Here is a 21946-nt window from a genome sequence, read left to right as displayed (position 1 = left end):
CGCTCGGCCCCGGAATCAGAGGCGCGGCCCCGTCGGCAGGTAGAACGGGCGATTGTTGGCGGCCACCGGGGTGCCTGGAACGTCCAGGCGCCGACGGCCGTGGTTCGTCGCCGAGGAGAGCCAGGATGTCGCGGCCACGGACCTTCGAGGCGAGCTGTTCAAGACGGGGGAGTGCCACGTCGGGCAGGCGCAGGTGGGCAACCGGCATCCTGACCGAGAGCGAGGCGCCGCCGCCGCGGGCCTGCACGCCCCTGCCCGGTACGTCTCCAGGGCCTCCTGCAACCGTGCGAAGGACTTGCTCGCCGCTCCGCGAAGAAGCACTCCAGGTTCAGCCTGCTCGGCCCGGCGATGGGAGGCGACACGCGGGGCCCTCTGCCGGCGCCGGCTGACGCCCCCTGCGTACCGCAATCCTGGCTTGGTCGTCACCAACGACCCCGGCGCGACATCCGGGAAGCTGCGTCGTGCCGCGGACGAGGGCGTCCCGCTCGTGGACGAGCCGACCTATCTGCGGATGCTGGAGAGTGTGCAGCCGGCCAGGCCAAGGGCACCGCCCGGCAGCGTCGTGCGGCGGAGACGCCCGCGAGCCAGGCGACCACACAGTCTGAACCCGTACTGAGCGTCCCGGCGCAGGGTCCTGGTCCTGAGCTGTGTGTCCGCGTGTTTGCCGAAGCCCCGCGCTGCTTGCAGGACGGCCGGCAGGTACTACCAAGCAGCCGTCACCCCCGCTTCGCTCCCGATGTGGGCGTGAGGCTTTGACGACAACTCCCAGCAGTCGGCGGCCGACTCGCAAGGCGCTACCGCAAACCGCCGCCCCTGGTGGGGTATACGTCGTTTGGGCTTGACCCGATGCCGGGCGAAGGGAGTGGTTGCCGTGGAGCGTACGGCCTGCTGTGTGGTGGGAGGCGGGCCCGCCGGGATGGTGCTGGCCCTGCTGCTGGCCCGGGCCGGGGTGGAGGTCACCGTGCTGGAGAGACACGGCGACTTCCTGCGCGATTTCCGCGGCGACACCGTGCACCCGTCCACCCTGTCGCTGCTGGACGACATCGGACTCGCCGAGCGGTTCGCCCGGCTGCCGCAGCGGCGGGTGACCTCCGTGCAACTGCCCATCGGGCCGGACCGATCCCTCGTCACGGTCGGGAACATCGGGGCGCTGCACGGGAAGTACAACTACATCGCGATGGTTCCGCAGTGGGACCTGCTCGACCTGCTCGCCGACGAGGCGGGCAAGGAGCCTTCCTTCCGGCTGCGCATGGACACCGAGGCGACGTCCTTCCTGATGGAACGCGGCCGGGTCGCGGGCGTGCGGTACCGCACCGCGGACGGTGCCGCCGGTGAGCTCAGGGCCACGCTGACCGTGGCCTGCGACGGCCGCGGATCCTTCGCCCGGGAGCTGCCCGAGCTCGGCCTGGAGAGCTTCCCGTGCCCGATGGACGCCTGGTGGTTCCGGCTACCGCGCCATGACGGCGATCCCAGCGGGCTCGTGGGAGGTCTGGGCGAGCGGTTCTTCAGCGCGCTCATCGACCGCGGCGACTACTGGCAGTGCGCGGGGCTCATCCCCAAGGGGACCGATGCCGAGCGGCGCGCCGAAGGCCTGGACCGGTTCATGGCGCAGTTCACGGAGGCCGTCCCGTGGCTGGCCGACCGGGCGCACTCGGTCACCTCCTGGGACGAGGTCAAGCTGCTCGACGTACGGCTGGACCGGTTGCGCCGCTGGCACCGGCCGGGGCTGCTGTGCATCGGCGACGCCGCCCATGCCATGTCGCCGGTCTTCGGCATCGGCATCAACCTCGCCGTACAGGACGCGGTGGCCGCGGCCCGCTACCTCGTGGAACCCCTCCGCGCGGGGACCGTGGGGCTTCACGACGTACGCCGCGTACAGCGCCGCCGCATGCCCACGACGGTGGTGACCCAGGGCCTGCAACGCCTGGCCCACGCCCAGGTCATCGAACCTCTGCTGGCCGGGCGCGCCGCGTTCGGCCACCCGCAGCGGGCGAAGCGGCTGACGGAACTCGTCACCGACTCGCGGTGGCTGAACCGGGTACCGGCCTACTTCATCGGGTACGGCGCGCTGCGCGAGCGGCCGCCTGCGGAATCGGTCCGCGGCGGCTCCGCGGTGCGGGAGGCGTCATGACCCCAGGCTCCGCCTTGGTTCCGGAACCCGTGCCGGTGAACGGCGAGCGTTCGGAGCCCGCACGGGTTCCCGGTCGGGGGTCGGGCGCAGTGGTTGGGGTGGGTCAGGTGAGGGTGAGGCGAAGGGTGGTCAGGCCGCGGGTGAGGCGGGTTCGGCGCCAGGTCAGGGATTCTGTGGGGATAGCCAGGCGCGTGTTCGGGAAGCGGGTCACCAGGGCGCGGAGGGCGATTTCCGCCTCGGCCCGGGCCAGGGGGGCGCCCGGGCAGCGGTGGATGCCGTGGCCGAAGGAGAGGTGTCCGCCGGCGTCGCGGTCGAGGTCGAGGTGGTGCGGGTCGGGGAACGCCGCCGGGTCGCGGTTCGCGGCCCCGGGGGCGATGAGCACCGGGTAGCCCGCCGGGATGTCGATCCCGCCGATCTGAAGGTCCTCCGTGCTGTGGCGGAAGGTGGCCACGCTCACCGGGGAGTCGAAGCGGAGCAGTTCGTCGAGGGCGCCGGGGATCAGGTCCGGGTCCCGGCGCAGGCGGTCGAACGCGTCCGGGTGGCGGAGCAGGGCCAGGACGGCGTTGCCGATGAAGTGGGTGGTGGTCTCGTGCCCGGCGACCAGGAGGAGCGCGGCCAGGGAGACGGTCTCGTCCAGGTCGAGGCCGCCCGCGTCGCAGTCGCGCAGGAGGGAGTGGAGCGGGCCGTCGCCGGGGGCGGCGCGGGTCGAGTCGACGAGGTGGGTCAGGTAGTCGCCGATCCGGTGTGACGCGGCGTCGACGCGGTCGGTGTCGGTCGCGTCGAAGAGGTCGTGGGACCAGCCGGCGAGCGTGGCCCGGTCGGATTCCGGCACCCCCAGCAGCTCGCAGACGACCGTGACCGGCAGGGGTACCGCCAGGTCTGCCACCAGGTCGACCTCCGTGCCCGGTCGCCACGCGGTCATGAGGTCGTCGACGACCCGGGTGATGTACGGGCGCAGTTCCCGGACGCGACCGGTGGTGAACAGGGGCGTCGCCACCCGCCGTTGGCGGGTGTGCGCGGGTGGGTCGCTCGCCAGCAGGTTGCGGGAGATCGCCGGGTGCAGGTCGCGGTTCGAGGGCCGGTCGGCGAAGAAGCGGGCCGTGTCCTTGGACAGGCGGTGGTCGGTGAACGCCTCGCGGGCCTCGGGGTGGCCGGTGATCAGGTACGCGTGGTGTCCGCCGGAGCCGGTGGGGATTCGTTGGACCGGGCAGCCTTCGCGCAGCCGGTCGTAGGTGGGGTAGGGGTCGGCGAAGAAGCGCGGGTCGCGCAGCGGGTCCTGCCGCGGGGCGGTCACGAGGCCGCTCCCGCGTTCTCGGGTGCCGGGTGCCGCGCGTAGGCGTCCGCCACGAGCAGCAGCCACGCGGTCTCCGCCGGGAGGTCGCCCTTGCGGGAGCCGGTGCCGGCGGCGGGCGGGGCCTCGTCGCCGTCGAGGGGGAGTCCGGCGCGCTTCGCGTTGACGGCCGCGGCGATGACCGCCGCCTCCACCTCGGCCTCGCCCTCGGGAGTGTCGGCCGTGCCCCGGCGGGCGACCTCGGCGGCCGCGGCGTCCCGTACCGACGCCTGACGGTACCGGCGCAGGGCCAGCACGCAGTCGTTGATCTCGATGACCCGGCGGTGGAGGTGGAAGTCGAGGTCGTGGGTGTCGGCTTCGGTGTTACCCGGGTCGAGTACGACTTCGGGGACCGCCGAGGTGACCTCCCGCCACAGGGGTTCCAGCGCGGCGAACGAGTTCCGTTCCCAGCGGCGGCGGCGCAGTTGGCTGAGCGGCCACAGCAGGGCGGGGAGGGTGAGTCCGACGGTGATGAGGAGGACGGCGACGGCGGGCGCGGTCACGCTGAACGTGCAGCGGAAGGGGGTCAGCGGCGTCGAGCACCGGGCGCCGTCGGGAACGAGCCCCAGGCCGAGACCGATCGAGACCAGGGCGAAGAGCTTGTAGGCGGCGTAGACGAGGGCGAAGCCACAGCCGACCGAGGTCGTGCGCAGGCCCCAGCGCTGACTGCGGCGGGTCGAGCGCTTGGACTGGGCCCAGGTCTGCAGCAGGAAGTCCTTGGCCGTGTAGCCCAGGTAGGAGATGTAGATGAGCACGTAGCACGCGTACAACACCGGGTTCCGCCCGGTGAGTTGTTCGGCGACGAAGAAGGCGGTCATGCCGGCGACGGAGATCCCGAGGGCGATGACGCGCAGTCGGATCTGCCGGTGGGCCCGCTCGCGGTCCAGATTGAGCTGGAAGAGGAAGGCGAGGACCGAGGTGGCCGCCGTCAGGGTGAAGGTGTTGCTGAGGAGTCGGGCGACGTGGGGGACCACCGACTCGACCGCGCGCTCCACGGCGGGGGCGTAGGAGGCGAAGGCGAGGGCGAACGAGGTCAGCAGCGCCGCCATCGCCCAGGTGCCCGTGGGGCGGTGTCCGCCTCGTCCTCGCACCCAGTAGGCGGCGAAGCACAGCAGTACGACGGCCGTGCCCGTGAAGAGGATGTTGATCATTTCCGGTGGCGTTTCTTCCTGTGTGGCTTGGCGAACAGCGCGTCCCAGCTCTCGGCGCCGCTGGCGGGCCGGCTCGACGGGCCTTCGCGTCCCCGGTACATGAGTTGTCGGATCACGCTGGCCATCACCTCGGCCTCGCGTTCGTCCTCGCTGGTGTAGCTGGTCCGGCCGGACATGCGCTGGACGAGGGTGGGGTTGAAGCCGATCGCGCGCAGGGTGTCCTGGTCCAGTTCCAGGCTGCCGGGGTGGTCGCAGATGATGTGGCTGATCTCGTGGGCGAGGATGTGGTTCTGGTGGAGGGGGGAGGTGGCCTCCTCGTAGAACAACAGGTCGGCGTCCGGGGTCTCCAGGCGGATGCCGCACGGGGCGTCCATGGCGCCCAGGGTGCTCAGGGGGCGCAGGATGATGGGGCGTCCGCGTTGTTCGGCCACGGCGTCGCGGAGGTCGCGGGTGCTGAAGCGGTGCGGGAGTTGAAGTGCCTCGATGCGCGCCTCACACGTGGCGCGAAGCTGCTCAAGGTCCATGTCCTCACTCTGGTGACGCCGGTCGGGGGTGGTCGGCCGGGGCGAACCTCTCCCTCGAAGCCTGCCCCCTGGGTCGTACGCGCGCCCCAATGCTGACATGTTCGCGACTCCCATTCGAGGGCGGGGTGCCGCCGCGGTAGGGCCGTGCGGCTCGGGATGCCGGGCTTGTGCCGGGAAACGCCTGATGCCCCCCTGTCGAAGAGCGACCACAGGGGGGTGTCGTGTCGGGGCGGGGACCGTGTGATCGCCGCCCGGTGCGCGGTTCAGTCGTCCAGGTTGAGGTCCTGCGCGGGGTCGTCGGTGGTGAGCCCTTCGAGTTTCCGGGCCTGTTCGATCACGGTGGACAGCATCTTCAGGCTGTCGACGCTCAGGCCGTTGGCGCGCAGGGCCACCTTGCGGACGTCCTGATCGCGCATGGCGGCGAGGAGGCCGATCTCCGCTTTGGTGCGTTCGGCCTCCGCGCTGTCGACGAAGTAGCCCGCCGGGACTCCGAAGAAGTCGGCCAGGGCCTTGATGGTGTGTCGCGTCGGGTTCCGCTTGGCGCCTGTGCGCAGTTGCTGGATGGCACTCGCCGTCACCCCGCGTCCCTCTCCGGTCGCGGCCTTGCGGATTCCCTCGGCGACCTCCGCGTAGGTGTACGGCCCCCGGGAAGGAGGGTGCACCTCACGGAAGAGGTGGTCCAGGAGCTGGGCGAAGGTGGGCGACTGGTCATCCTCCACGTACACGACCTCCTTGTGTGATGCCGAGTCTTTGCCCACCACAGTGTTTCTCGAAGCCCATCGGGCCGGCCCCGGCAACACTTTGGTTGACGCCGGACAGTCACTCTGGTGTACGTTACCAATGCTTCGTCACCACTGAAGTGTCGAGGGGGTGGTGGCGGCACGGGCCGGGTCGGCGTTGAGCTTCACGGGGGTGAGCTCGACCGACGGCCCGGAGCGCCGTGGCCGCGCCGGCCGGGTTGGCCCCGGCCGGCGCGCGGCGACGCGGGGGAGGCGCAGGCCCGAGGCCGTCCCGTTCGCCGACTGACGCGATCGGTCGGGGAACGGGCCTGCGGGTACCGCGTCCGGGGACGCGTCGCCTGTCAGGCCGTTGTGCCTGCCGCAAGCCGGCGCCGTGCCATGCCGGCGACAGGTGGCTTCGGCCGGATGGGAAGGTCAGTCTCTTCGATCGGTGGCCATGGTGTGCAAAGGGGCCACCAACCGGGATTGCACCGCCACGACCTGCGGCTCCCCATTGGATCACCGGTACGCCTATCCGGGTCACGTGCGGACGTCCACCGAGCGAGAGACGCTCGGTGGGGGTAGGTCGATTCGCGCAAGGCGACCTTGGGATCCACGAGGAGATCAGCTATGTACGCTGTGATTCGGCGTTACGAAGGAGTGACTGACTCCACCGAGGCAGCACGCCGAGTGGACGAGGGATTCGTACCTCTCCTCCGCCGAGTCCCCGGCTTCGTGGCTTACTACTGGGTGGACGCCGGGGACGGAGTGATGGTCTCTACCAGCGTCTTTGAAGACCGATCCGGCGCCGAAGAGTCGATCGAGCGGGCGGCGGACTTCGTCAGGGACAATCTCGCGCCGCTGCTCCCGAACCGTCCTCAGGTCACGGCCGGCCCGGTTGTGGCTGTTGGGTAGCGACCCTGCGAAGTGGGCCGCTGGATCCCAACCACTTCCACTCCGGCGACCTGGCCCTTCACGCTGCCCTCGCGCAGATCCCGGGAGGTGGCCGAGGCCTTCTCGTGCCAGCGGCCGTACCGCTCGGCGAGGGATACGGCCGAGACGCCGTGCAGAAGGATGCTGAGACCGACGGTGATGGCGACCACCTGCCCGAGCGACTCCACCCCCGGGACGTGTTCCTCCACCACGGGCAGCGCCAGGACCACGGAGGCAAGACCGCGCGGCCCGAACCAGCCGATGTACGCCACGGTGGGCGGCCGCAGCCCGCTCGCGGCGAGGGAGAGAGCAACCGGCAGCATCCTGACCACGGTAAGGCTGAGGACGGCGCACAGGATGATCCGCCAGTTCACGTGCTCCGGCGCGGGGCCGAGCAGCACCGCACCGAAGACGAGAAGGCTGATCGCGGCGAGGAGTCCTCCGAGATTCTCGGTGAACTCGGCTGTGTGGTCCCGCTGTCCCTTCCCGCCCTCGATCCGGTGACGGCGAAGGGCGAACCCGCCGGCGAACCCGGCTACCCAGGCGGCGATGAAGCCGCTGCCGTACGTCACGACGGCGAGTTCGTACGCCCCGGCCGCGACGCCGGCAGATAGACGTGCCGCCACTCCCGCGTGACCCATCCCTTGGCCCGGGACCACTGCAGGAGCCGGCCACCGACCCACCCGACCAGCAGACCCAGCGCGGTGCTCAGTACCAGGGCGCGACAGAAGATGCCGACCACGCATTCCTCCGCGCCATGCCGTCGTTCAGGCCGCTTTCGACATTCAGTCCGTGACGTACGAGTGCGGGGACCCGGAGGTGGGTGATGCCGGTCTTTCCGAGGGCGGGGCCGGCGCCGCCTTGTGCGGCGGTTTCAGCCGCGGGGACCGCCTACGGCCTGCTCGTAGCGGAACAGGCCTTCGGGGTCGTACCGGCGCTTCACGGCGACCAGGCGGTCGTAGTTGGGGCCGTAGTAGGCGTGCTGCCAGTCGTGCAGCTCCGGGTCGGGGAAGTTGACGTAGGCCGCGCGGGTGGACAGGCGGCGGCGGAGCATGTGGTGGGCGGCGCGGGTCTGTTCCAGGAGCGTGCGTACCTCGGAGTGTGGGGCGCCGGGCTTCCAGTGGGTGCCGATGTCGACGACGAATGTCGCGTGGCGGTGCGGGTAGGCCGTCTCGTCCGGGCGAGGCGCGGCGCTGTCGCCGCCCATGGCGAACAGGGTGATGTAACCGGTGGCCCGGCCGGGTCCCGGCTGCCAGCCGCGTACCCAGTCGCCGACGGCGGCCACCGCGTCCGGACCGGGCCACCGGTCGGGGACGAGGGACTTTGAGGCGTAGGCGTCCTTCGCTCCGGGGGTTTCCATGAGGCGGTTCTGCGCGGACCAGAACCCGTGTTCCTCGATGACGGTCCGTGTCGGTCGCAGCTGCAGAAGGGGCCTGAACAGGCGCCGCAGGGCGTCCGCGTCGCCGAGCCGCTGCCCGAGGAGCCAGAGCGACGTGGTCCCGTCGCCGGCGTGCTTGAAGCCGATCCGTACGTCGAAGTCGTGGTGGTGGTCCCCGTCGAGGACGTACCTCAGCTCCTCCATCACCTTGACGCCCGCGTCCAGGCCGAAGCTCACGTCGAAGACGGTGGCGCGCAGCCCGCTGACGGGGACGGCGTCGAAGACGAAGCCGGTGTTGATGCCGAAGTTGCCGCCCGCTCCACCCCGGCAGGCCCAGAACAGGTCGGCGTTCTCGTCGTCGGCCGCGCGCACCAGCGTCCCGTCGGCGAGGACGACACGGGTCTCGGTGAGCCGGTCGCACGTCAGGCCCCATTTACGGTCGTTGAAACCGAGTCCGCCGCCCAGGGTGAGCCCGGCGACGCCCACTCCCGGACAACGCCCGCCGGGGAAGTACAGGTCGAACTCACGGGCCGCGTACACGTCCGAGTTCGTGGCGCCGCCGCCCAGGCGCAGCCGCCGCCCTTGCGGGACCACCTCCTTCAGAGCGCGCAGACCGATCACGAGACCTGGGGTGGTGGAGTACCCCGCGTAGTTGTGGCCGCCGGAGCGAGGCGCGAACGGCACATGGTGTGTGGCGCACCACCGAATCGCGGTGGCCACATCGTGCTCGGTCGCGCAGGCGAGGACGCCGGCCGGGCGGACGGACGCGTAGCGCTGGTTGTCGGGTGCCGCCTGCGTCGCGTACTGCGAGGCCCCCGGACGGTACAGAGCGGCGGCGGGGCTGAGACTCCGCCTCAGTGCGCGCCACGCGCCCGGCTCGACGTCCTCACCAGCGAAGGGCGGTGGTGCGGAGGGTGCCTGGGGGCGGGGGCCGGCGGTGGCCCGTCGGGAGCCGGCGCCCAGCCCGATCAGGCTCCCGGCGGCTACGACGGCCGCTCCGGTGCGCAGTAGTTCTCGTCGGCCGGTCTTCACAGGTGCACCCCTTCGTGGTGGGCTCGAGTAGCTCGAGTACCGGAAAGTGGACCCGGGCACGAGCGGCAGAGGGCACTGGTCGGCGGCCCGGACCCACGATGAGGGCGCACGGAGCAGGCACCGGCCGTGACACCCGGCCGCGCTCGCGATTCATACGAACGGAGCGAGACCCCGCGCGCGACGGGCGGGTGGGCCGCGCCGCGCCGTGGAGACCGCACGTCGTTCCCGTGCGCGAGGACGTGTCGGGCGAGTCGCCGGCTGCTGTTGGACTCCCACCCCCTTCCGGGGCACCGCCGAGAGGGCCTTGTCCAGGTCGCACTGGTCCTTCAGGGCGGCGGAGGTCGCGGGGAGCGGCCCCTCCTCGGCCCCCCCGCATCCTCACTATCCGCGAGGCATCGGAGGAGGTACCACCAGGCGGGCAGGCCACTCGTGGTGAGCACGGTTCGGGGCACGACCGGGCTGTCCGCGCGGGCGCGCACAGCCCGCGTGTCACGGTTGGGATCGGATCACCGCGATGCAGCACAGCGCCGCGAGGGCCAGAGTCGCCGCCGTCGGCCCCGCGAGGGCCTCGGCGGCAAGAGGAGGGAAGGACGCGGTCCGTCGGTGGGACGGCGTCCTCCGGGTCGAAGACCCTCGTGAGGTGCCGGCCCGGGCGTGCGGTGGCACCGCAGGTGCGCCAGGCTTCGGTCGGGACGGGGGTGCCGTCGAGCAGCCGTACCGAGCAGGAGTTCTTGACGTGGTCCCGTCACTCGTAGCGGTGGACGTGGACCTCGGTCACCACCACCGTACGGTCCTCGCCGCGCGCCGCGAGGACGGCCTGCGTGGCCTGGCCGGGTATCCACCAGGCGAGCGCCCCGCCGAGCAGGGCGACCGCGCCGACCAGGACACGTCCCGCGTTCGTCGAGAAGAGATACCAGGCGGCGGCCAAGCCCACGACGACGCCGACCACCGTGCCCACCGTGTCGAAACCGGTCAGCACCCCCGTCACCGCGGCACCCGCGACCAGACCGGCCGTCAGGACGCCCACGACGACGCCCTCTACCACCAGGCGGGCCGGCGGCCGCCCGGAGAAGTTCGCCGGGCCCCACAGGAACGCCCCGTCATAGGACATGCTGCTCCACTCCTCGTTCAGGATGGTGCGGATGGGGTGCCGCCCGGGGTGCGGGTGCCGGTCATGCCCGCACCGCTCCCCGGGCGGCTGGAATCATGTCACCATCCGCGTCCCCCGGAGATGGTGGTGAAGCTGGTTCCCTGGAGGCGTACTTCGGATGTATCTATTACGCGGCGGGCGATGGCGCGCTGCACGAGGAGCGCGCACTCAGACGCCGTGCGGCTACCGCGATCCGGCCTGTGCCTGTCCCGCCGCGGTTCGTACGCATCTTCCGTGCACACGTCGAACGGTTCGGCGTGGCGCCGGTCGGTCGGCTGTTCCGGAACCAGGCGGGTAACTACGCGGACGCGGCTGCGTATGGCACGGCGTGGGCGCGGGCAGAGCGTCGAGGTCCTCTGGGTTACGCCGGGGCCAGCGTCTTGGCCGCGGTGGCGAAGGCGGTTGTCCAGTCGGCCGTGATGATGCGTGCGATGTAGCCGTCGGGCCGGATGAGGATCAGTGCGTCGCCGGTGATGCCGTAGATTTCGGCCAGTTCTCCGGTGGTGTCGATGACGCTGTCATCGGCGCCGCCTCCGGTGTGGACGGGGTAGCGGTGCAGTTCGGCGCCGTCGGCCGGCCAGGTCAGGTCGGGCAGTGCCTGGGCGGCGTTGGAGCCGAAGGCCAGCAGGGTGAAGTGCGGTCCCTGGTAGAGGTCGAACAGGCGTCGGGCTCCGTCTGGTCCGGTGCAGGGCGCGTCGGGTGCCCGGTCGCCCGCGTGCAGTGTGGTGGTGGTCGGTGTGCCGGTGGGGGCGAGTGGGCCGGCGTGGTAGGAGAGCGAGAGCTGTCGTTCCTCGTCTCCGCGTTTGAGGCCGGCCAGTCGGTGCTTGTCGAGGCCCTGGTACAGCTCGCTGGATTTGCCCAGGACGCGTGCGGCGATCGGCTGCCGCTCGGTCTGGTAGGTGTCGAGGAGGCTGTCGGGTGCCCCGGCGATGACCTGGCCGAGCTTCCAGCCCAGGTTGTAGGCGTCCTGTACCCCGGTGTTGAGGCCCTGCGCGCCGGCCGGGGTGTGGACGTGGGCGGCGTCGCCGGCCAGGAAGACGCGACCGACGCGGTAGTGCTCGACGAGCCTGACATTGGGCCGGAAGACCGACGTCCAGGTGATGTCGCGCAGTCGCAGGCCGGTGAGCCGCCGGAACTGGGCACTCAGTGCGGCGTGGTCGAGGTCCGGTGTGTCGTCCGGCTTCAGCCGGATCATGACCTGGAACTGGTCGGAGTGCGGCAGCGGGCACGCGCCCACGGATCTGCCGTGCGTACGGGGCCACATGTGCCAGCGGTTGCGGGACAGTTTGTCGATCGTGCCGTCGATGATGAGTGTCCGGTCGGAGTCGTCGGTGGCTCCGATGAACGAGACCCCCGCGTCCTTGCGCACGGTGCTCGCACCGCCGTCGGCGCCGACGAGGTAGGTGCTGCGCAGGCGTTCGCCCGTGGAGAGGGTGGCTGTCACGCCGGCGGGGTCCTGTCCGAAGCCCGCCAGGCCGACGCCGTATTCGACGCGCAGTGCCTGGCGGTCGAGCAGGCGGTGCAGGATGGCGTCGGTGCGGTGCTGCGGCAGCAGCAGGATGTTCGGATAGGGCACGTCGGGGGTCGGCTGGTTGTTCTGCTGCATCCGCCACGGCACGGTGACCGGTCCGAGGTGCAGGCCCGCGAGCGGGTACGGGCCGCCCTCACTGTGCGCCTCGCCGAGGATGCCGAGGTCCTCGAAGACCTCCTGGGTACGCGGCTGGACGCCCTTGGCGCGGGAGCCGGTGAAGGCGTGCGGTGCCTTGTCGATCAGGCGGACGCGCACGCCGCGCCGGAGCAGGTCCGCCGCCAGGGTGGAGCCGGTCGGACCGGCCCCGGCGATGAGTACGTCGACGTCGTGGTGCTGTGTGGTCATGCGGATCGTTCTCCGGTGATCGTGCGGAAGAAGGCGGCGAGCAGCCGTGCGGTGCCGTGCGGGTCCTCGAACGGGACCATGTGCCCGCAGTGGTCGAACAGGTGGCTGTCGTCCGGTTGGAACAGCTCCCGGACCGACTCGAGCTGGTCGATGGGGGTGACCCGGTCGTGCCTGCCCCACAGAAGCAGCTTCGGCACCGGCAGCCGGCCGGCTCGCCGGTACAGGTCGTGCTGGGCGGCCAGCGGGAAATTCCTGAGGGTGGACAGCAGGGCGTGGATCGAGCCGTGGAAGCGGTACGGCTCGCCGACGAGGCGGCGCAGCCGCTCGGCGTCCTGGGGTGAGCGCACGTTGTGTCCCAGATGGCTGTCGAGGAGACGGTGCCCGAAGTGCGTGCCCAGGACCCGGGCGAGCGGATCGACGGCCAGCAGGCGTGTCAGGGGCGGCCGCCGGGCGCTCAGGCCGGCGGGACCGATCAGGGTCAGGGACAGCGGCGCCGGGACACCGGGCCGTGTCGCGTGAGCAATGGCCAGGAGCCCGCCCATGGAGGTGCCGACCAGGTGCACCGGCTCCACGGGAGCGACGGCGTCGAGGAGTTCGCCCAGCTGGCGGACGAAGAGAGCCTGGTCGTAGCGGCCCTCGACGCGGTCGGACCACCCTCGGCCGTAGGCGCTGTAGGCCAGCGTGCGTAGGCCACCCGCGTGCAGATCGGCGGCGATCGCGTCCCAGTAGCCGAGCGGGATGGTGATGCCGGGCGTCAGCAGCACGAGCGGCTCCGTGCCGGGTCCGGCGAGCCGGTAGTGGGTCACTCCGTCGGACTGCGTGACGTACGAGCCTGCGGTCGAGGCGCGGGCGGCCTCGTCCAGAATCCGGTCCTCGCCCCGGGCGACGTAGGCGCGGCTCATCCCCGGCCCCCGAGGAAGGGGAGCATGGCGTCGCCCACCAGGACAGGCGCTTCTTCCGGCATCAGGTGACCGACACCGGGGAGCACGAGCTCCTGGGCGTCGCGGATGTCCCGGGCGAAGTGCTGACCGTCGATGCCCTCTCCGCGCAGCACCAGCGTGGGCACCCGCAGCCGCCCCAGCTCGGCCGTGCGGTCGGCCTGGTCGGTTCTGGCCAGGTCGATGAAGGCGGCGCTGTTTCCCGGCCGGCGCATCATGGCGTGGAGCCGGTCGACCAGGGCCTCGGGCACGGTGAAACCCGGCCCGACCATGCCGCGGATGTTACGGGCGACCATGGCGCGCGAGCCTGCGCGGCGCAGCAGCGGGCGGGTCAGTGGATTGCGGGCAAGGCGCATCGCGAAGGGGCAGCGACTTGCCGGGATAGCCGGTCGCGTTCATCAGCACCAGCCGTCGTGCCCGCGCCGGTCGGTCAAGGGCGAAGTTCCACGCGATGTTCCCGCCGAGGGAGTGCCCGGCGACCGCGCAGCTCTCCACCGACAACTGGTCGAGGAGACGGACGACGAAGGCCGTGTACGACTCGATGCGGTAATCCCTGTCCGGGCGCGGGCCGGTCAGCCCGAACCCGGGCAGATCGAACCTGATCACCTCGTGGGACGAGCGCAGCCGGGCCGCGATCTGGTCGAAGCTGTCCAGGGAGGAGCCGGAGCCATGCAGCATCAGCACCGGCGGGCCGTGCCCCTCGCGCACGACGCGCACGCGCATCCCGTCCACCGAGGTGAAGGACGACCCTTCCTCGAGACTGTGCGACATACCGACCTCCAAGATTATGGCTACGGTGTATCCGGATCCGTTTCGGGTACACCGTAACCGATATTGGCTCGGTGGGTCACCGGGCACGCCGGCGGCGACGCGGCTACCCGGCGGACCCCCGGCGGATCCCGGCCGACCCCGGCCGAGCGTGAGCGCGCGATCACCGGCCGCAGGGCCGCTACTGTGGCTACGGCATGACCGAAATTCGTCGACGCCCATCGAGCAACCGCGCACACGCGCTCAGGAAGGCCCTTCCAGATGACCGCCGCCGCCCCGGACACTCCGAACAGCGCGGACGTGCCGGGCAGCCCGGCCTGGTGGGCCGCCCGCCGGGTCACCCCCGCCGCGACCCGCCGGGGCCGTCCCGCCCTGGACACGGCCCAGATCATCGCCACCGCCCTGCGCCTGGTCGATGAGCACGGTGTCCAGGCCTTCTCCCTGCGCATGCTCGCCGACACCCTGGGCTCCGGCACCGCCACCCTCTACCGACACTTCGCGAGCAAAGACGAGATCCTCGCCCACGTCGTCGACCGCGTCCTCGGCGAACCCGACCTGACCGACCTCGCCACCCTCGCCACCTGGCAGGAAACCCTCACCGTCACGGGCCAACGCCTCTACGACGCCCTGCGCCGCCACCCCCACATCGTCGGCCCGCTCATGACCCAGGTCCCCGTCGGCCCCAACGGCGTCGACCAGCGCGAACGCGCCCTGCACGCCCTTCTCGCCCATGGCCTACCCGCCGGCCTCGCCGCCCGCGCGTTCACCGCCATCGGCCACTACGTCATCGGCTTCACCGCGCAACAGCACGGCCCCGCTGCCGCATCCCCCGCAGCCGGCCCCCAGCTCGCCGCCTTCTACCGGGGCCTGGATCCCAACGTCTACCCGGCCATCGCCCAGACCGCGCGCACCCTCACCTCCATCCCCCTCGCCGACGAATTCCGCTTCGGCCTCGACCTCCTCGTCGGCGGCCTGGAACGCCACGCCCCGTCCAACGCGCAGACCTGAGGGCTCACGCGATCCCTCCGGCATCGTGTTCACCGTGCTGGCGGGCCTTCGGGGCGAGGTCGGCTGTCAGTCGAACAGGCCTGAACCGGAAGAGAGCTCGCTTGCGCTGCTGCTCGTCTTCGTTCCTGCCGTGACGACGCTGCCACCGCCGGCGGGACTCGGCTGCGTGGCTGCCCTCCTGGCAATCCTGACCGCCGTCGAGGACAGGCGACACGCGGCGACCAGGCGCGACTTGCGCGGGCACCTGAGGCAGTCGGCGCGAGGCCGGCTGTCAGCCGGACAGGCCTGAATCGGATCGGATCGATCGATCGGAACGGAGCTCGCTTCAGGCATCCACCTCAGGGCGACCGACCGATCTGCGATGCGGATGCCGATGCCGAGGGCGGCATCGGCATCGGCCTTGTCCGGCCGGCCGAGCGGAGACCGTCAGCCGGCTTCCGGCTGACGCAAGACCAGCGCCCGGCTCTCGAGGGCGCGTACGGAGGGCGTCGGGCGCGGTGTCCAGCTCGTCGGCCACCTCCGGTGCCATGCCGGAGAGCAGCGGCCAGGGCCACCGGTCCTCAGTCGGCCGGCGGGAGGCCTCCGACAGCAGGCTCGTGGCGCGGCGGTGCAGACCGCGGGCCGGGCGCGTCTCGATGAATGCCACAGTCTCGGTGCCGGAAGGCTCCATGGATGAGCTCCAGTCGATAGGCGAGCGGTGTCCACCGATACGGACGAACGTGCGGGGTCGGAGTGCCGAACGAACGCCGTTGGGGGGACTCGTCGCAGCGACCGGAAAGCAGCTCGGGCTCGTGCCGAAGGCCCGCTCACCCCAGCCCCCGCCGGTTGCGAGGAACGCCTGAAACGAACTCGGCACTCCCGCCCGTGGTGATCAGGCCGCGGTGGTGAGCAGCTCGCTCAGGGGCTGGGCCGAATCTGTTCCGGAGTGGCCGAAGGGCGCGTCGAAGCTCCAGACGAGGAAGAGCAGGAAGACCACCAGGGCGCTGAAGGCGGTGGCCAGCAGCAGTTCGCGCGCGGAACGGCGGATCTGCAGGGTGTAGAGCAGGCCGAGGGTGACCAGGGCGCCCGCGACGAGGCCGAACCAGAGTGCGGCGGGCAGGGTGGTGCCGGCGGTGTCCAGGCGCTGGTGACGGGCGTCGTCCGCGGCCGCCACCTGGTCCAGGAGCGGCTGGTAGGCCTGGGACTGGAGTTCGTCGGTCGGGGTCCGGTGAGCGATGTCGCTCCGGATGCGGCCCAGCAGCTCGGCGCCGGTGCCGTCGACAGGCGTGCCGTCCTTCAGGGCGGGCCATTCGGCGGTGACGGCGTGCCGGGCGTAGGCGTCGATGTGCTCCTTGATCCGGGTCCGGAAGACGGCCGGGTAGACGTCCAGGCGCTGGTCGATTTCGTACAGCGCCTGAGCCTCGCGCTGAACGGTGTCCTCCGCCGCACTACGGGCTTCCCACACGCCGGCGATCGCCAGACCGAGCACGATGGCGTAGACGACGCCGACCATCATGACCATGTACTCCAGCACGTCCGGCGTCTCGGAGGTGTCCTCGTCGACTGCCACGCGGCGGTGCCGCACGACGGTCGCGGTGACGACGAGCACGCAGACCAGGACCGAGGCCAGGGTGTAGACGAGCCATTCCGGCATTGCACAACTCCAGGACGAGCGAAGCGACGTGAACGACGTACGGGGCAGGCGCGGTGGGCCGGTCACGCACCCCCGGCCCACCGGGGAGACAACGGTCAGCCACGGGCGCGGCGACGGGACCCCGGCCGCAGGGCGGCCGCGGCCAGAACAGCCGGCAGGGTGACCACGACCGTGGACATGGTCATCGAGATATTGGCCGGCGCCGGACGCGACGGACCGCCGGTGTAGTGCGAACGCGGCACCCATCGGAAGGCTTGAGGCGCTTTCGCCGGGTGCGGCGACGCCGGTGCCGGGGTGGTGCTCGGCACCGGATCCTCCGGTCGTGTCAGCTCCTGGACGGGAGCGGGGGGCGCCGGCGTGGCGGGTGACGGGGCCGCTGCCGACGGAGCCGAGAGCAGGGGTCCGGGCGGCCCCGGCGACGCCGGCTCGGGGACCGACGGGGAGGGAGGCGGTGGAGACGGCCGCGATCTGGGCGGTGGCGGAGTCGGCGGGGTCGGCGGTGTGCACGTGGGTCCCGGGGTTTCGGGTGCCTCATCGCCGTAGCCCACGTCGACCCATACGTCAGGGGCACACACCACCAGGCGATCGCCGGTGGGGGTGTGGTCCATGACGACGGTGACGTCGCCGTGCTGCGCCAGCGGGCACAAGGCTGCCGCAGCCCCAAGCCCCACACTCACCCAGCCACCCACTCGTCGTTCCTTCCGGCGATGACCTGACGTCGTACGCGCGCCCTGGACCCAGGGGGGCGATGCGGCCGGACTGAGCCGCCGCCACTGCGGGTAACGATCATGGGCGGGGCCGGTCACGGACTCCGAACGCGCCGCCTGCCGTCGGAGTGAATTCACCCGGTGGCCCGGGAGGGGCGACAACCCGAGAGTGGAACCAATGGCCGTCGATCGACAGTCTGCTTGGGCGTGACCTTCCAGCGGATCGCCCACGGCTGCGCCCAGTTCTGGCGTTTCGGGCTCGACCAGGTGCGGGCTGTCGCCTTCGCCGTCGTCCTCGTCGGCGGCATCGGCGCCTCGCGGCTGCTACCCGGCGACCTGCCGGTCGCGCGTTACGACCTGCTCCTGGTCTACGGCGTGGCACTGACGGTCCTGGCCCGCAAGGTCGGATGGGACGGCCCCCGGGACACCGCCGTGATCTTGGGCTGCCACCTGGTGGGCCTGCTCTTCGAGCTCGTCAAAGTGCGGATGGGCTCGTGGAGCTACCCGGAGGACGCCATCTCCAAGATCGCGGGAGTTCCTCTCTACGGCGGATTCCTCTACAGCGCCGTCGGCAGTTACTGCTGCCGGGCGTGGAAGATCATGGATCTGTCGATGACCGGGTACCGGCCGCGGCTGATGGCCGCCCTCGCGGCGGCGGTGTACCTGAACTTCTTCACCCACCACTGGCTGCCGGACGCACGGCTGCTGCTGGCCCTGCTGCTGCTCGGCGCGATGGCCGGAACCCGGGTCCACTTCACGGTGGGCGCCGCCCGCCACCGGATGCCGCTGGCCCTGGCCTTCGCGCTGATCGGGTTCTTCCTCTGGGTCGCCGAGAACGCGGCCACCTACGTCGGCGCCTGGAGCTACCCCCACCAACTCGACGGCTGGCAGCCCGTACCACTCACCAAGTTCGGCGCCTGGGCTCTCTTGATCAGCGTCACGTTCGTCCTGGTCGCGCGTACCCGGGGTACGCCGGATCAGCGCGAGCGGGGGACCCCCGACCAGGGGGCAGGGAGTGCCGCGGGGAAAGGCCGGGTCCAGTGGGTTCTGCGGGACACCGATCGCGCGTCACGCGTGCGGCGGCCGCCGGCGCCGTCCCCTACTGTCACTGGTTCGGCCGTGAGGCCTCGGGCGCCCCGGCGGCGCCTGTTGAAGCGGCGGGACGAGCATTCCACTGCCTGACCGACGGCGGCTACCCCGCGGGCGTGACGTCGAGCGGGCCGACCCCGCGCCGTACGCCGCACCCACGCTTCCCACGTCACCCTCGACGGCCCCCGCCCGCCGAGGTTCGCCGACCCCACGGTGCCTCCGGCCCCTCAGTCGACGTCGGCCCGCGCCGTGCCCATCTTCAGGCCGTCGACCCAGTGGACGGACTCCACGTCGAAGATCGTGGAGCCGTAGGAGCCCCAGCGGGGTACGTTGCCCTTGAGGTCCCACGTCCGCGCGTTCTGGCGGTCGACGACCAGTTGGCCGTTGACGTACAGGGCGAACGAACCGCTCGTGGAGGTCCGGGCGTCGATGCCCAGCTCGATCTTGTTCCACGTGCCGGGCGTCCAGGGAACGCTGCCGGCGGAGATCCACTGCTCACCCGGGGCGACGTACCAGATCTTCAACCGGCTGTCCTCGACCTTCATGATCACCGGGTAGTTCTGGTCATGCTCGTCGCCGGTGCCCCAGGACTTCCACTGGAAGATGGTCTGGGCGTTGCCGGTCTTGGTCATGGACTCCCAGCCGAACCAGTACGTCCTGCCCGACGTGAGGGTGCGGCCGGCGATGCCGTGTCCCTCGCACCGCTCGGAGCCCGCTGCTTTGGTGAAGCCGAAGATCTTCCCGCGACCGTCGTTCCAGTCCGGCTGGTACACGTACGACGGGGAGTCACAGAGTACGGAGGCGAACACGGCGGTTCCTCCGTTGTCCGCGTCACCGTCCCACTCGACCGAGGCGTGCGCGGGCGTCGCCGACACAAGCGAGAGCGCAGCGGCGAGCACAGTGGCGAGCACAGTGGGGGAGAGGCGGGAGACACGTCCGATGTTGTGGTGGCGCATGGTTTCCTCCGGGGGTACGGACGGATGTTTGGGCGAGCACGCCGCCTTCAGCTCAGCCCAGCACGACAGTGATCTTCTGCGGGGCGCCGGCCTGGCCGGTCAGGTCGCCGAAGGTGAGCTTCAGCGAGGAGCCGGTGGTGGCGGCGGTGACCGTGGCGGGCGCCGAGAGCACCGTACTCACCCGGCGGTTCCAGACGATGCCCAACGACGTGGCCTGCCGCGCGGGGTCCGAGACCACGATCGTCGCCGTGCCGTTGCGATGCTCCCGTACGAGTACGGACGCCGGGGCGTCGGCTCCGATCCTCTCGACGGTGCCCGCGGCCCAGAAGTTCACCGCGGTGAGCCCCAGCCTGGGCACGCGCACGCCCTGCTGGTTGCCGGAGTTGGCGAGGATCCGCAGCCACCCCCTGTCGCGGGCGCGGTCGGCGGTGGTCCGGGCGCCGGCGCCCGGCAGCAGGACGTAGGCGTAGTGGCCGTCGGTCGGATCGACGCCGTGATCCGTGAAGAGGGTCAGATAGCGGCGGGTGAGCGGGTCGGGGGAGCCGCCGGTGTTGATGTCCCTCCAGGAGCCGGTGCGTTCCTCGCGCACCGCGCTGACCCGTGCGCCGCCGGGAAAGACGTAACCGGCCTGCCCGGCGATGTGGGCCCACTCGGCGTCGTCGAAGGTGGCCGTCCAGCCCTGCGTCACCGGTTGCGCCCTGCCGTCGACGGTGAGGCCCGGGGCGCCGGTCGCGCCGAGGGCGCGGTTGTCGACGGTCGTCTCGACGGTGTGGCCGTCCGTCGAGGTGATGCCGGCGCCCAGGCAGACGATGGAGTCGTCGAGGCAGAACCAGGACTTCTTGGCGTCCATGGTGCTGGAGATGCCCTTGAGGTGCTGGCCGATGGCGGCGTACTCGCCATCGGTGGTGCCGCCGACCCAGGCGGCGTCCGGCATGGGCTGTCCCCAGTTGCCGCCCTCGCCGTCGGCGAGAGGCTTGCGCGACGCGGTGATACCGGGCAGGCGGTACGGGTCGACCGTGGGCCAGTAGGCGTCCGAGTACTGCTCAAGCCCGAAGTCGCGGCCCCACCAGGAGAGCCAGCCCGCTCCGGTGTGGTAGCCACGGGCGTGCTCGCCGTTGCCGAACTCGTAGTGGGCGATGCGGTTCGAGGCCATGGAGACCGAGGCCGCCCAGTCACGACGGCGGTGCGTGGCCCGTGCCATGTTGGGGAAGAGCCGGTGCTCGATGGGCTCGGGGGCGGACTTGACGGACGTGTCGTCCTGCAGCGACTGCAGGAGCGACGCCCTGATCAGGCTCAGACCGGGGTTCTTCAGCGCGGGGTAGTAGTAGTCGCGCCGCAGCCAGCCCTTGACCATCGCGCGCCAGCGGGCGTTCTCCTCGGGGCTCGCTCCCTGGCCGACCAGCAGGAGGGTCGCCATGAGGCCGTGCGCGCGCTGGTGGTCGCTGCCGCCGATCCGGCTGATTCCCCGGCTGCTCACGTTGTCCATGATCAGACCGTTGTAGATGAACGGCGCGACGGCCTTCTCGATGGTGTCGAGGAAGAGCTGCGTGCCCGCGTCCGACACCTCCCAGGTCGACCCGCGCAGCAGCGCCAGCAGCCGGCCCACTCCGTCGTGAAGCACCGCGCCGTAGCCGCCGATGTAGGGGACGTTCCGGTGCTGGATGAACGATCCGTCGTCGTAGAAGCCGTCCCCTGAGGTGACGTAGGGGAACACCGGGGCCAACGCCTTTGAGGCCAGCGCGATCCTGCCCGGGTCCTTGCCGACGATCCCGCGCAGGATGACTCCGCGGCACAGGTCGACACGGTTGGCGCCGGTACTGGTTCCGGTGTACGAGGCGAAGACCGAGTCCGGCACGAACGCGTCCACGGCCCGGCAGTAGTCGGCGATCCGTGTTGCCGACAGGTGGTCGTACATGAGCACGCAGGTGTCCATCAGCGCCTGGGGAGCGCCGATCTGCCAGTTGTACCAATTGCCGTAGCGTGCGGTGTTCTCGTTGTAGACCTCGGTGTGGAGGTGGTCGAGGCCGGTGAGGACGGCGTCCCTGAGCCCGGCGTCCCCGGTCACCCCGGTGCCCGGCTGTGAGTAGGCCTCGGCCATCGTGCGCAGCCGGTTGAAGCTGTCGTTCATGATCCCCGAGAAGGCGTACGACTCCGCGTCGAGGTCGGGCTCCGGATCGGTCCAGGACCGGCCGGGCCAGAGCGAACCAGGCGCCGGGGCCATGGTTGCCCGGTAGCCGGACGCGGTGGTGCCGAGGGTGGCGAGGATGGTCCGGTACGGCTCGGCCGTCGGGCTGAAGCCCGTACCGAGGATGAGGTCGCGCCACTTGCCGCGGAGCGCGTCGAACTCCGCGTCGGCCGCGGTGGTGAACGTGCCGTCGGACCCGGTGAGTTGAGCGGCGGCGGCCGGGTGGGTGAGCGCTCCGGTGAGTCCGAAGGCGAGCGCGCTGCCACCGGCGGCGTGGAGGAAGGTGCGGCGACGCCAGGGAGATGCCATGGGAGACGACCTTTACGGGGGAGGGGCGCGTCGTGAGCGGGAGGTTTCTAACACGCGGAAAAACAAGACAGCAACAGTTCGGACAAGAACGGCCGTCAAATGTCCATTCGATGGAAAAGCGACAGAATC

Annotated in this window: 18 protein-coding genes; 3 read left to right on the top strand and 15 right to left on the bottom strand. The window is 71.1% G+C overall.

What is annotated here, in order from left to right; all coding sequences use genetic code 11:
• Window positions 1–15: 15 nt before the first annotated feature.
• On the bottom strand, window positions 16–138 hold the full coding sequence (locus tag Q5762_RS01145) for a hypothetical protein (RefSeq protein WP_315889966.1): 123 nt from the start codon (window positions 136–138) through the stop codon (window positions 16–18).
• Window positions 139–871: 733 nt separating this feature from the next.
• On the opposite strand from Q5762_RS01145, the gene Q5762_RS01140 reads away from it, so the two are divergent.
• Complete coding sequence (locus Q5762_RS01140; protein WP_315889965.1) at window positions 872–2131, top strand: FAD-dependent oxidoreductase; 1260 nt, start codon at window positions 872–874, stop codon at window positions 2129–2131.
• Between the two features lie 103 nt (window positions 2132–2234).
• Here Q5762_RS01140 and Q5762_RS01135 read toward each other — a convergent pair whose 3' ends face one another.
• The 11 genes from Q5762_RS01135 to Q5762_RS01085 all read right to left on the bottom strand — a co-directional run bounded on the left by Q5762_RS01135 (window position 2235) and on the right by Q5762_RS01085 (window position 13933).
• On the bottom strand, window positions 2235–3425 hold the full coding sequence (locus Q5762_RS01135; protein WP_315889964.1) for a cytochrome P450: 1191 nt from the start codon (window positions 3423–3425) through the stop codon (window positions 2235–2237).
• A complete protein-coding gene (locus Q5762_RS01130) occupies window positions 3422–4612 on the bottom strand; it encodes an MAB_1171c family putative transporter (RefSeq protein WP_315889963.1) in 1191 nt (396 codons plus the stop codon). The genes Q5762_RS01135 and Q5762_RS01130 overlap by 4 nt, the downstream gene beginning before the upstream one ends.
• On the bottom strand, window positions 4609–5136 hold the full coding sequence (locus Q5762_RS01125) for a regulator component (protein ID WP_315889962.1): 528 nt from the start codon (window positions 5134–5136) through the stop codon (window positions 4609–4611). The genes Q5762_RS01130 and Q5762_RS01125 overlap by 4 nt, the downstream gene beginning before the upstream one ends.
• Window positions 5137–5399: 263 nt before the next feature.
• Entirely contained in the window at window positions 5400–5855 is a 456-nt protein-coding gene (locus tag Q5762_RS01120) for a helix-turn-helix transcriptional regulator (RefSeq protein WP_315889961.1), read from the bottom strand.
• Between the two features lie 878 nt (window positions 5856–6733).
• Window positions 6734–7414: a cation:proton antiporter gene (locus tag Q5762_RS01115; RefSeq protein WP_315889960.1), complete on the bottom strand. Its 681-nt coding sequence runs from the start codon at window positions 7412–7414 to the stop codon at window positions 6734–6736.
• Between the two features lie 248 nt (window positions 7415–7662).
• Window positions 7663–9198, bottom strand: coding sequence for an FAD-binding oxidoreductase (locus tag Q5762_RS01110; protein ID WP_315889959.1), 1536 nt, complete (start codon window positions 9196–9198; stop codon window positions 7663–7665).
• A 745-nt stretch (window positions 9199–9943) separates the two neighbouring features.
• Window positions 9944–10309: a hypothetical protein gene (locus tag Q5762_RS01105; protein WP_315889958.1), complete on the bottom strand. Its 366-nt coding sequence runs from the start codon at window positions 10307–10309 to the stop codon at window positions 9944–9946.
• Window positions 10310–10709: 400 nt separating this feature from the next.
• Complete coding sequence (locus Q5762_RS01100) at window positions 10710–12224, bottom strand: FAD-dependent monooxygenase (RefSeq protein ID WP_315889957.1); 1515 nt, start codon at window positions 12222–12224, stop codon at window positions 10710–10712.
• Window positions 12221–13126, bottom strand: a complete 906-nt coding sequence (locus Q5762_RS01095; RefSeq protein WP_315889956.1) for an alpha/beta fold hydrolase — start codon at window positions 13124–13126, stop codon at window positions 12221–12223. The genes Q5762_RS01100 and Q5762_RS01095 overlap by 4 nt, the downstream gene beginning before the upstream one ends.
• On the bottom strand, window positions 13123–13458 hold the full coding sequence (locus Q5762_RS01090) for an alpha/beta hydrolase (RefSeq protein WP_315889955.1): 336 nt from the start codon (window positions 13456–13458) through the stop codon (window positions 13123–13125). The genes Q5762_RS01095 and Q5762_RS01090 overlap by 4 nt, the downstream gene beginning before the upstream one ends.
• Window positions 13445–13933, bottom strand: coding sequence for an alpha/beta fold hydrolase (locus Q5762_RS01085; protein ID WP_315889954.1), 489 nt, complete (start codon window positions 13931–13933; stop codon window positions 13445–13447). Before Q5762_RS01085 ends, Q5762_RS01090 begins: the two co-directional genes overlap by 14 nt.
• Window positions 13934–14191: 258 nt before the next feature.
• Between Q5762_RS01085 and Q5762_RS01080 the strand changes: the two genes are divergently transcribed.
• Window positions 14192–14938 carry a TetR/AcrR family transcriptional regulator gene (locus Q5762_RS01080; protein ID WP_315889953.1) on the top strand — a complete coding sequence of 249 codons (747 nt, stop codon included), beginning with the start codon at window positions 14192–14194 and terminating at the stop codon, window positions 14936–14938.
• 871 nt (window positions 14939–15809) lie between these two features.
• On the opposite strand, the gene Q5762_RS01075 is transcribed toward Q5762_RS01080, so the two are convergent.
• Window positions 15810–16571 carry a hypothetical protein gene (locus Q5762_RS01075; RefSeq protein ID WP_315889952.1) on the bottom strand — a complete coding sequence of 254 codons (762 nt, stop codon included), beginning with the start codon at window positions 16569–16571 and terminating at the stop codon, window positions 15810–15812.
• 914 nt (window positions 16572–17485) lie between these two features.
• On the opposite strand from Q5762_RS01075, the gene Q5762_RS01070 reads away from it, so the two are divergent.
• The gene (locus Q5762_RS01070; RefSeq protein WP_399494150.1) at window positions 17486–18460 is read left to right on the top strand and encodes a DUF817 domain-containing protein; all 975 of its coding nucleotides are present in this window, start codon (window positions 17486–17488) and stop codon (window positions 18458–18460) included.
• A 134-nt stretch (window positions 18461–18594) separates the two neighbouring features.
• Here Q5762_RS01070 and Q5762_RS01065 read toward each other — a convergent pair whose 3' ends face one another.
• Entirely contained in the window at window positions 18595–19323 is a 729-nt protein-coding gene (locus tag Q5762_RS01065) for a heparin lyase I family protein (RefSeq protein ID WP_315889951.1), read from the bottom strand.
• Between the two features lie 52 nt (window positions 19324–19375).
• On the bottom strand, window positions 19376–21817 hold the full coding sequence (locus Q5762_RS01060) for a polysaccharide lyase 8 family protein (RefSeq protein ID WP_315889950.1): 2442 nt from the start codon (window positions 21815–21817) through the stop codon (window positions 19376–19378).
• Window positions 21818–21946: the final 129 nt, after the last annotated feature.

The sequence above is a fragment of the Streptomyces sp. P9(2023) genome, assembly GCF_032436795.1.
In the GTDB taxonomy this organism is placed as follows: domain Bacteria; phylum Actinomycetota; class Actinomycetes; order Streptomycetales; family Streptomycetaceae; genus Streptomyces.
This window is presented reverse-complemented; position numbering and strand designations above follow the sequence as displayed.